This is a genomic window from Roseovarius sp., from assembly GCF_027019125.1.
In the GTDB taxonomy this organism is placed as follows: Bacteria; Pseudomonadota; Alphaproteobacteria; order Rhodobacterales; family Rhodobacteraceae; genus Roseovarius.
Map to the genome: position 1 here is coordinate 77,060 of NZ_JALUXE010000005.1, position 10,481 is coordinate 87,540.

The 10,481-nt window shown below is 55.9% G+C and carries 9 protein-coding genes; 5 read left to right on the forward strand and 4 right to left on the reverse strand.

Annotated features, from left to right (window positions below; translation table 11 throughout):
- Positions 1–3 precede the first annotated feature (3 nt).
- Genes MVC20_RS03440 through MVC20_RS03460 form a run of 5 tightly spaced genes read left to right on the forward strand, consistent with a single transcriptional unit; the run spans position 4 to position 4,191 of the window.
- On the forward strand, positions 4–699 hold the full coding sequence (locus MVC20_RS03440; protein WP_297538471.1) for a TrbG/VirB9 family P-type conjugative transfer protein: 696 nt from the start codon (positions 4–6) through the stop codon (positions 697–699).
- Positions 692–2,005, forward strand: a complete 1,314-nt coding sequence (locus tag MVC20_RS03445) for a TrbI/VirB10 family protein (protein WP_297538473.1) — start codon at positions 692–694, stop codon at positions 2,003–2,005. The genes MVC20_RS03440 and MVC20_RS03445 overlap by 8 nt, the downstream gene beginning before the upstream one ends.
- Before the next feature lie 2 nt (positions 2,006–2,007).
- Positions 2,008–3,003: an ATPase, T2SS/T4P/T4SS family gene (locus MVC20_RS03450; RefSeq protein WP_297538475.1), complete on the forward strand. Its 996-nt coding sequence runs from the start codon at positions 2,008–2,010 to the stop codon at positions 3,001–3,003.
- Positions 2,996–3,172: a DUF4177 domain-containing protein gene (locus MVC20_RS03455; protein ID WP_297538477.1), complete on the forward strand. Its 177-nt coding sequence runs from the start codon at positions 2,996–2,998 to the stop codon at positions 3,170–3,172. The genes MVC20_RS03450 and MVC20_RS03455 overlap by 8 nt, the downstream gene beginning before the upstream one ends.
- A gap of 20 nt (positions 3,173–3,192) precedes the next feature.
- Positions 3,193–4,191, forward strand: a complete 999-nt coding sequence (locus MVC20_RS03460) for a type IV secretion system protein (RefSeq protein WP_297538479.1) — start codon at positions 3,193–3,195, stop codon at positions 4,189–4,191.
- An 88-nt stretch (positions 4,192–4,279) separates the two neighbouring features.
- Here the strand turns inward: MVC20_RS03460 and MVC20_RS03465 are convergent, their stop codons facing one another.
- From MVC20_RS03465 to MVC20_RS03480, 4 genes are all read right to left on the reverse strand, one after another.
- Complete coding sequence (locus MVC20_RS03465; RefSeq protein WP_131727620.1) at positions 4,280–5,104, reverse strand: hypothetical protein; 825 nt, start codon at positions 5,102–5,104, stop codon at positions 4,280–4,282.
- A gap of 39 nt (positions 5,105–5,143) precedes the next feature.
- Positions 5,144–7,189, reverse strand: coding sequence for a DUF87 domain-containing protein (locus tag MVC20_RS03470; protein ID WP_297538484.1), 2,046 nt, complete (start codon positions 7,187–7,189; stop codon positions 5,144–5,146).
- Complete coding sequence (locus MVC20_RS03475; protein WP_244265522.1) at positions 7,176–8,480, reverse strand: SIR2 family protein; 1,305 nt, start codon at positions 8,478–8,480, stop codon at positions 7,176–7,178. The genes MVC20_RS03470 and MVC20_RS03475 overlap by 14 nt, the downstream gene beginning before the upstream one ends.
- Positions 8,481–8,650: 170 nt before the next feature.
- The coding region (locus tag MVC20_RS03480) for a type IV secretory system conjugative DNA transfer family protein (RefSeq protein WP_297538486.1) at positions 8,651–10,481 on the reverse strand (1,831 nt) is incomplete at its 5' end.

The window sequence follows — 10,481 nt, forward strand, 5'->3', positions numbered from 1 at the left end:
CCCATGCGCCGCCTGTTCATGATCCTCGCCCTCTTTGTTTCGCTTGCTGGCACCGCCTATGCAGAAACGCAGCCGCGACAAGGCCCCTATGATGCCCGCGTCCGGCTCGCCACCTATCAGGATGGGCAGGTCTATCGCATCCGCACTAGCTTAACCCACGTGACCAGCATTGAATTCGGCCAAGGCGAGACCATCCGCTCGATCATCGCAGGCGACACCGAAGGCTTCCTTTTGGACGGCGTGCCCGGTGGCCAGGCTTTTGCGATCAAGCCCGTCTCGCGCGGCGCGCATACCAACATCACCGTCTACACCAACCGGCGCAGCTATTATTTCAACGTGACCGAGGCGAGTTCGCCAACCTTCTACGTCATCCGCTTCACCTATCCGGATGCAACCCCTCGGCAATCCCGAGTAGCCGCAAGTCAGCCAGTTAACCATGCCTATGGCGTCAGCGAGCGGTCCGAAATCTCTCCGCGTGAGATTTGGGACGACGGCACCTTCACCTATTTTCGCTTCGCCGCGAACGCGCCGCTGCCCGCGATCTTTCGCTGGTCGGCTGGCAATGAACGCAGCGTAAATGCGCTGGCGCGGCCAGATGGCGTGATCCGTGTGTCAGGTGTTAGCGATCGATGGGTTCTCAGGCTCGGCGAGGACGAGATCTGCGTCCAAGAGATGAGCGAGGCAAACCACGATGAGTGAAACGGCTGAGCTTAAGAAGCGCCTCGAAGCGCTTGAAGGTAAACCACAGAGCTCGAAGGCACGCCCGTCTGTTGTTACGATCGCCTTGGGCATTGCGGCAATCGCGGCCCTTGGGGGTCTCATGCTGTTGTTCTCTGGCGGCTCCGAACCCGACAGCCTGGAAACAGCCTCCCCCGATGAGTTCCAAGCGGCGGGACCGGGCTTTGGTGCGCTTGAGCCCACGCCTGCACCGATAGAAACAACCCCGCCGCCGGAGCCGCAAGCAGACAGCGAAACAGAAGAGCTGCGCGCGCAAATGGACGCCATGCGGTCCGAACTCGAAGCCCTGCGTAACGCACCTGCACCTGAGGCTCCGAGCGCCGATACAGAAGCGCTGGATACCTTGGGCGCAGAAATCGACGCGCTGCGCAGTGAGGCCGCTGCGACGCAAACCGCCCTGCGCGAGGAGCTGGAAGAACGTGCGCGGCAAATCCAGCGCCTGCAGAACGATCTAGAGCTTGCGCGCCTGGAAACCCCGCGCACGCCCGCACCAACCGGTCCCACGGCCGAAGAACTGCGCCTTCAGGACCTCGAGCGGCGGCGGCAAGCAGAACTTGAGGAACTCCAAGCTCGCATCGCCAGCCCAATCATCGCCTTTGGCGGCACCGGAGGCGGCAACAATGAAACCGCCGCACAGCAGCGGCGACTCGATGGCGACACAGACTTTGTCCGCAATGGCGCTGAACCTGCCGAGGTGACACAGGCCCAGTTGATCGTGAACCCCTCAAACACGGTCGTTCAGGGCACGATGATCCAGGCCGTGCTGGAGACAGCAATCGACAGCTCGCTCGCCGGTCAGGTCCGCGCGATGGTATCGGAAGATGTCCACGCCTATGACGGCTCGCGGATCCTGATCCCGCGTGGGGCACGCCTGATCGGGCGGTATCAATCCGGTCTTGATATCGCACAGAAACGCGTGACCATCGCCTGGGACCGGATCATTCTGCCCAGCAACCAGACCGTCGAAATCAGCGCCTTCGGTGGCGATGAATTGGGGCGGTCTGGCACAACCGGCTTTATCGACAGCCGCTTTGGCACGCGGTTCGGGTCAGCCGCCCTTATATCGCTGATCGGAGCCTTGCCCGCCGTGGCCGCCCAAAACACCGAAGATGAGATCACCTCTGATGTGCTCGAGGGCATTGGCGAAGACCTTCAGGACAGCGCGCAAAGCGTGATTGGCGAATATCTCTCCGTCTCGCCCGTGATCTATGTCGATCAAGGTGCCCGCGTCACAGTGATGGTCGACCGCGATCTGGAGATTTTTTGACCATGGCGGCCAGTTACCTGCAAAGCTCGATGGACAAGATCCCCGAGGCGCGCGATCCAAAGCTGATCGAGCTTTGCATCAATCCTGACGGCACATTGTGGGCGGAGTTTCAGAGTGATCACTATATGCGGCGCGTCAATCGACAGCTCTCGCCCAATGAAATAAAAGACCTTGGCAATCAGATTGCGTCCGCCGCAAACACCACGCTCAGCCGGACCAAGCCGATCGTATCGGTCAGCATCACCTACCGCGCCCGCCCAATCCGCGCGCAAGTCATCCAGCCCCCCGCCGTGGATGGCGGTTATGCGATCTCCCTGCGGTTCTTCGCCGACCTGCCACTGGAACAAATCAAGCTGTCTTACCTCTTCGGAAAAGAGCGCAGCAATGAGGGTGCAAGACGCAAGCGCAATGCCGAGCTGCGCGAAGTCGTGGCCACCGGCGATATCGACGCCGCGATCAAGTTCTGCGTCACCCACAAGCTCAACATGATCGTGTCCGGCGGGACCTCGACCGGCAAGACCGTCAACGCGCGAAAGATCCTCTCCTTCGTGCCCGCCGACGAGCGCATCATCACGATCGAAGAAGCCGCCGAGCTGCGACCGACGCAGCCAAATGTCGTCACGCTGATGTCTGATCGCGACGAAGCCACACGCAGCGCTGATGTCCTGCTGACCTCTACCCTGAGGATGCGACCGGACCGAATTGTCCTGGGCGAAGTACGTGGCAAAGAGGCCATGACCTTCCTTGAGGCCATAAACACCGGCCATGGTGGCTCACTCACCACGCTGCATGCTGAAACACCTCAGTTGGCAGTCCAACGTCTCGCCATCGCCGCCCTGAAAACCGACGTGCCCATGACCTACCAGGACATGAACGACTACATCACCCGCTCGATCGATGTGATTATCCAAGCCGGTCGCCATGAAGGCGCGCGCGGCATCACCGAATTCTACCTGCCGGTCGATCCGGCCCATTCAAAGGAAACAGCCCATGTTTGAATACAAGATTGAACTGATCAACACAGCCAAAACTAAGCCACTGAAGATCGAAGCACAGCTGACCGCTCTTGGCCAAGACGGCTGGGAGCTGGTCTCCGTCGTGCCGGATTTTGACGGCGAGCATATCCTGAAAGCATTCCTGAAACGTCGCACTAGTGACAGCGCCTAAATCCAACCGAGGAGGATCCGATGGGCGTCGTCACCTGGATGGTAGAGACAACCGACAACTTTCTGGATGACGCAGCCCAAACCACCTTTGGCAACGTCGCCGGGCAGCTCGGCGGCGTCATCGTCGTGGCCTCAACGCTCGCGGTGATCGGCGTCTTCCTCAACATGATGTTTCAGTACAAGTCCATGGATGGGCGAACCGCGTTTTGGTTCGCCCTCAAGCTCATGTTGATCTCCCTCTTTGCGATGAACTGGGTCCAATTCAACGCGGTGGCCAGCGCCCTCATCAACGGCCTCGACCAGCTCGCGGGAGGCATGGTGGCAGGACTTGGCGGGGGCGGAGCAGGTGCATCCTACTTTGCCGGGGCCTTTGACGACCTCATCGAAGAATTTGGTGACTACCTGAACGCCGCCGGAGACAACATGCATTGGATGGCCGGAGCTCTGATCGGCGCGATTGGTGCGTTCCTTTTGGGCGTCATCGGCGCGCTCTGCGGCCTTGTCCTGATCTTCGCCAAGATCATGCTGACCTTCATGATCGGCATCGCACCCATCATGATCGCGCTTTCGCTGTTCGATGTCAGCAAGGACTATTTCCACCGCTGGCTGTCCAGCACGGTGTCCTACGCGCTCTACCCTCTCGTGATCGCGGGCGTGTTTTCCACTGTCGTCGGCATGTCACGTTCGTTGATGAACGAACTCGGAGATCCCTCCGGCGCAAGTAACATCGGCGCGCTGGTGCCCTTCTTCATGATGATGTTCCTCGCTGGCGGCATGATCATCGCCACCCCGCTAATCGTGCGCTCAATCTCAGGCAATTTCATGATGGCTGGGCCGCCAAGCATTCCCGGCCCCAGCGGTTTCGCAAAGGGCTTGATCGGAACCAAGGGCTCACGGGCACGGGCGCGGTGTGGGACCAGATCAAATGCAGAGATTGCCGGGGCTGGGATACGACAGGCAGGCGGTGCGACAGTTTCACTGGTTCAGCGGGTGGCGGAGAGAGCCAAGCGCTTGAAGTAGTGAGGTTCTTGTCGCGATCGAAGTCTGTCAAATGAAGCGGCGTTGCGATACTGCTTCGTCGCGATGCATGCTGCTAGTTGCAGCCTGGTCATCGGCCTTTATCACCACGACCGTACCTCTGACCGTTTTTGAATTTCTCTAGGGTTTTGGGGTCCAACTGTGTGAAATTCTCATCAACCCAGTAGTTCGCAAAACTATGGGGTGCAGTCGTGCGCCTTCCGTAGACCGTAGGGATGCCACTGAATTTCACCCCGACAACCTTGCCGCAGCCGTGTTGGTCCAGTTTCACGAGTTGTGGATGTCCTCCAGTCATGAAGGAATTTGAAGGTATCCCATTGATCAAATCGCAGAGAGACCAAAAGCATGTCCGTGCCACATTGCCTTGATCACCCTCGGAAATCCACTTTTGTCGGTCCTTGTTTGCGCCACCACCTAGGCCCGAATTATAGACAAGCGCCGACTTTTCGCTGCTCAACCCTTTCACACCAACCTGGTCCACTTTCCAATTAGAACTCGTATTCCCAGCATGATGCAGTCGATACATCTGAAAATCTGCAGACTCGTCTGCATTGCCTCGCACGCCGTACAGGATATTGAGCTCGCAACTCGGGACCAACGGAGGGCTGGCACAAGGCAATCTGCAAAACTCTTCAGCTCGCTTTTTGGTACCTACCGATGATCCGACTGAGCCACGGCTAATTTCGGTCAGAAGCCGGCGTAGGAAAGAGCTGCCCCATTTGAGATCGCCCGAGAGGGCAAAAATTTCTGGAGTGCAAGCACTGTCAAAAACCTTCTTTTCGTGCAAAGAAGCTGCCTGGCCGGTCTGAAGAGATGTGCCTTGGCTATCAGCCCCCAAGTAGAACGTCTTGGTGCCCGTTGCAGAGACTGAGAGCCATGCAGTATTGGTTGTCATGCTCGTGCTACCTATTCGCAAGCATGGAAGGTGCAGCAACTAAACCTTCCAATGTAAACTCGGATTCTGGGGGACATACCAAAGGTCCCGAACCTGTGTGTCGTCGCTGTTCGGGGTAGGATTGGCGTCTCGGACGCGGAAGGTGGTTGGAATTTTGACCGCGCTTCCAAATATCAGCGCGTGCTGCTTTGGCAGAGAGGGCAACCGCTTCAAAACCGTTTCCGATATGAACGGCGTCATCTGCTTGATTTGCGACAGATCATCTGGGTTTTGGATACGGTGAATGATGAAATTGTTGCACTGTGAAAGCACTGTCTTCGACAGTTCGCTTGGCCTTTGAGAGGCGACAATCAAGAAAGCTCCGTATTTCCGACCTTCCTTGGCAATCCGCTGAAACGTGATCCCTGCATCAATGGCAAAACGACTCGGACGCTCTGAGATATAGCGATGTGCCTCTTCAAGGATTAAGTGAACGGGCATCTTGTTTCGAGGCTCTGCGCGGCGCATACGATCAAAGATCAACCTAGCGACCACGGCTGACGCTAACTCGACGATTTCATCGGATGCGTCATTTAGATCAATTATGCAGATTTGGCGGTCCTTGCGATAACTTGCACCGTCCTTCGCAAGGCCAAGAAGCCGATCCACAAACTGAGTTGGCTCTCTGTCATGATCCTCTAAACCATCAACTGAAGCACGCAAAAACTCAAAATCGGGGTTGTCCGAGACGGATTTCAATCGTGTAACTAGCTGCGAGCAATACTCTCTTATCTGCTTGTTTCCATTGGCCTCTTCATAGAAAAGAGCCAAGTCAAGTGCCGCTTGTAAACGTTCAAAAGAAAACGGCATGTTTCCGTAGCTAGGAAGGACTGGCTCATCCGTAACGTGGTTCTGCAAAAGCTCTAGAATGGCCTCATAGTTTTCAGACCTGTTGGAATTTCGTCCATCTTTGAACTGACCAAAATCGTTGTAGAGGCCGTCTTTTATTGTATCTCGGCAAATCTCATTAGTTGAGAACGTGTGGAGCAATGCAAGAATTCGCCCCTCCTTGCTTGGAACGCTGGCATCGTCATTCAAAATCGACAGAATAATTTTTGCCAGAACGTGATTTCTTACGGTCTTGAGCTCATCGTCGGCATCCTCAATCACATCAGCAAATGGGTATTCTTGAAATAGCGTTGTTAGACCGAGTGCTGTCCGCAATGCTGGCAGCTGCGTTTTTTCACTTGCTCGCAGCAAAAGCGCCCACTCATCGACAGTCATGAACCAATGGGGAAGACGGAAGCGGTCAACTAAATCGGCTCCGAGGAACCCCTCGTCGAGACCTTCTACTTCAGCATCTGAACTAGTTGCTTTGAAATAGCTTGCCTGAATCTGCCACGGCAGATCTTCAAAAGCCTGTCGATACTCACCGTTGACATCGAAGAGCACAAACGAGGCACCAATTGCCCAAAATTCTTCCACTCGCTCAAACACCGATTGAATTACCGACGCCACAGTGCAGGATTTCCCGCTTCCGGTGTTTCCAAGAACTGCGACATGCCCGCCAAAAAGGGCGTCGAGCTGTGCCTTAACGGGGTAATCCTTGAAAACCGCGGATGTGCCGATCTCGATCGTATGGGGGACTTGCCCCTGTTTTTCTGCACCATCGGCATCGGTTTTTGTCGCCTGATCGGGCGCTTGCTCCACGTTGAAAATACGGTCCAAATCTTCGTCGCGGGCGTAGAGCGCATCCGTATAAAGAGCGGGGAAAGTTGAAACCCCGAACTTGAACGAGCCGCCCTGAACAGGCATCGAGCCGACAGGCACAACGTCGAGAAACTTAGCCGCTGTTGCCTTGTCCATCTCAGTTCCTCCACCGTAGGCAGGAGAAAAGTCCTTCTCGCGAAGGCCTATAACTTCGAGAACGACATACTCGGATTGTGTTGGCGCCATCAAATATGACCCAAGGGTTGCGACGTAGTGCACATCATCGAAGCCCACTACCGTGAAGTTGTCGCTGCCCCTGTGTAGCTCTACAACCAACCGATCTGCTGACACGCTGACGATTTTACCAATGGCGCGGCTTACATCATCCTTCGCCATCTTCACCGCCTTGCTGCTTGGAAAGCAGCTTCTTGAACACCTTTTCGATTGCTTGGTCTTCTTTCTGGTCAGCGCTAAACGGCATCAAATCCTGCACAATGGTATCAAAGTAGTGTGCCTTCTTTTTTGTCTCCTCGTCGGCGCCCCAAATGAACCAAACCCGAGGATCACCGAGCGCCGCGAGTTCTTGTGTCACTGGGTTATTCGCGTCGTCGGGGTTGAGAAAGGCAACTAGCCTAAAGCCAGGAAGTGTAAGTCCCTGAAAAATGATGTTGTTAATGTGCTCGTCGCCAAAGCTGAAGCCCATGACGAACAGGACGCTTTGATCTTGGACGATTTGCCGCTGAAACTCGCGGAACATGTCCGAGTAGGGCGAGCCAAAGCTCGCTGTCTGTTTCGAGGGCGTCGGGTAAATCATAACACGATCCTGCGCGGGGTCGAGCTTGTCGGCCGATTCACGGATCGGAAAAAGGCCAGCCTCTTCTTCTGTCCAGTTGATGGAACCGTGGAGCTTGCAGAAATGAACATACCCATCGACGGCAGCCCACCTCTTCGAAGAAATATCGAGCTGCTCTGCCAACGCCCGCCTATAGGTGGCCGGATTGAAGCGGCGCTCGACCGTACCTGCGAACCCATTGGAATAGGGAATACTGGATCGGTCCATCGCCCGTTCATTGAAGAGGTCGTAGTTGGTAGTGAACACCCAAGGTGGCGCGAGCCCACGAGATCGCGTTGATAGCGATTGGTAAAAGCGGCGGTAGAGAGACACGACGCTATCGTCGCCCTGAGCGAACGGGCCTTCGGTGCATTTTTGAAGAATGAATTTCTTGACCCCGGCGATCACCTCTTCGACGGTGGTGAGGGCGTCCAGAAAATCGGCCTTGTTGCTTGTTTTGCAGAATTGCTGTGCAGTCATCAGGACTTCCATCAGCCGTTCCAAGTTCCAGTGGAAATCTTGGTGGGCTAGGTCGATGCCGAGCTTATCGAGAAGCGCAGCCTTCTGCGCACCAGTGACGTAGCTGATAGCAGGAGGCAGGCCAGGCAACGTCTGGAAAGTGTTCTGAAACTCTTGCGCCAAAGGCCCCATCGTAGGTATGCCGAGTTCTTCTTCGCCTTGCTTGAAGGATGAACACCCCGACCCAATAAGAAATGACAGATTTTTGGAGCCAAAAACGTCAGCCAAATGCCGTCGAATTATTTCAACTCGTTCTTCAAACTTGGCTTCGGGAGGGAGCTTGGCGAACTCGTCTTTGCTACCCTTTCTGAAATTAACCAATTCTCTCAGCTCCAATTCACTTTTCTATCAACACAACCAAAATGGTGGAATTCTAGGAGCAAGATTACGAGATAAACCGGTTGTATTGGAAGATGATATCTCGCCTCGGGTTCAGAAGGCGAGGGCCAGGAGCCCAAAAGGCTGCCAAGCATGTAGATCAAGCCTCCTGCCCACTGTAGCGTTATTCATCCCCGAGTGGCCTCTTCCATAAACCGCTCCAATCTTTCCTTTCCGGTCTGATAATCGCCCGCGTTGGGCTGTTCACCGGAAAGCGCCTTCGGCGCGCCTGACGCCAAGTCTTCGATCTCCTCACGCCGTTTTCCAACGAATTCTGAACCTTCACGCGAAGCCTGGCGGGGAGTTTCTAGTACCCCAATCTTAGACTCCAGCGCCTTGATCTGCCCTTGGAGCCCGCGCATCTGGTCCCCCGCTGAGGGAAATGGCAGATCGCCGGCCTGCTTGTCGAAGATCTGCTTTAAGAACCGGTCTTCATAGTATTTGATCCGTTTGGCTCGCACGGGCATTTGCGCGTCGACCACCAGAACGATGTCATCAAGATCCATGCGCCGCGCTTCATCCTCGGGCAGCAACGCGGTCTCTTCGGTCCGTTCAGACATGCTGCGCCCCGCGAAGGGGTTACGGCCGACTGATCGCGAGCGGGTCACAACACGCTTGGTTGTTTTACCAACGGCTTTGCTGAGCTCTTCGATGGTCTTTTCATCTGACGGGGTCAGATATAGCTTGATACCCGCGTTGCCTTGCAAGGCGCGACGGGCATTTTCACCGTAGATTTCGTCCAATGCCGGGATCGTCTGTGTGACGATCGCGAGGTTCGCCCGATATGACCGCAGGGTTTCGATGCTGTCGAGCACGATCGGCATTTTGCCTAGACGGTTGAACTCATCAAGCATGATCATCACCGGCCAAGGCTCGTCCTTGCCAGGTTCGTGGTCTTGAAGGGATGCGAGCAAGTCCGAGAAGAACAAGCGGATCAGTGGCGCTAGGGATTTCACCATGAGCGGCTCGACCACAAGATAGACCGAAAAAGGCGCCCTTCGGATATCACGAAAATCGAAGTCAGAGGTCGCGGTTGCCCTGTCAATGGCGGGGTTGGACCATTGTTTGAGGCCAGATGTCATCAAGAGCGAAAGGTAAGAGGTCAGCGTGTCGTTGTTGGTCGAGGCCATTCGCATGAAAATCAGCTTAGCAGCCGGATTGACGACTTCGTCGGCTCGGCGGCGATACTCTTTCTGTTTGTCACCGCCTGATGCGGTGATGCGGTAAATCTCGCCCAAGGTTGGCCGCTTTCGCTCGAATGCCAAAAGCCCTGCCGCCACAAATAAGTCGATACCGCCATCGAGGAGCCCCTGCACCCGATCGTTGTCAGCCTGAAGGAACAGCGAAGCCAAGAGTTGCAACTCCATCTGCTGGCGATCTACGTTGTCGAGTGCCGATATGCGCAGCAAAGGATTGTACCGGTGCGAGCGGCCATCCTTCCAATCTGTTGGCGCGAACCGGAACACCTTGTCTCCCTGCGCGGCCCTGTGGCGCGCCGTCGCATCGAAGTTTTCACCCTTCACGTCCAGTACCACGGCACTGCCCTGGTAGGTCAGGAGGTTCGGGATAACGAACCCCGTCGTCTTGCCGCGTCCGGTCGGGGCGACGATCAGGGCATGGGGGAACACCTTGGACATCACGAAAGGTTTGCGGCTCTTGGGCGGGCCCATTTTGCCGAGGACGAAGCCGTGGCCGGGCTTTCCGAAAAAGCCGTTCCGCTTCATCTCGGACATCTGCTGCCAATGGGTTTCCCCAAATTTGGTCAGTGCGTCATTCATCAGGACAGCACTGAGCAAGACACCGGCACCGGTGCTGATCCCGACAATCAAGTGAACGATCTGCATAGGTTGTGTCTCGAATCTGGTAGAAATTCTCCGGCGGCGTTCTCCGAGCATGTGGATTTGGGCCTGATCAGGCCGCGAGGTCAAGGCTGATCGGAGCGATGGGCTGAGCCAAGGT

Coding starts and splice junctions, on each gene's coding strand:
- MVC20_RS03440 (WP_297538471.1), top strand. CDS start 4: ATGCGCCGCCTGTTCATGATCCTCGCCCTCTTTGTTTCGCTTGCTGGC.
- MVC20_RS03445 (WP_297538473.1), top strand. CDS start 692: ATGAGTGAAACGGCTGAGCTTAAGAAGCGCCTCGAAGCGCTTGAAGGT.
- MVC20_RS03450 (WP_297538475.1), top strand. CDS start 2,008: ATGGCGGCCAGTTACCTGCAAAGCTCGATGGACAAGATCCCCGAGGCG.
- MVC20_RS03455 (WP_297538477.1), top strand. CDS start 2,996: ATGTTTGAATACAAGATTGAACTGATCAACACAGCCAAAACTAAGCCA.
- MVC20_RS03460 (WP_297538479.1), top strand. CDS start 3,193: ATGGGCGTCGTCACCTGGATGGTAGAGACAACCGACAACTTTCTGGAT.
- MVC20_RS03465 (WP_131727620.1), bottom strand. CDS start 5,104: ATGACAACCAATACTGCATGGCTCTCAGTCTCTGCAACGGGCACCAAG.
- MVC20_RS03470 (WP_297538484.1), bottom strand. CDS start 7,189: ATGGCGAAGGATGATGTAAGCCGCGCCATTGGTAAAATCGTCAGCGTG.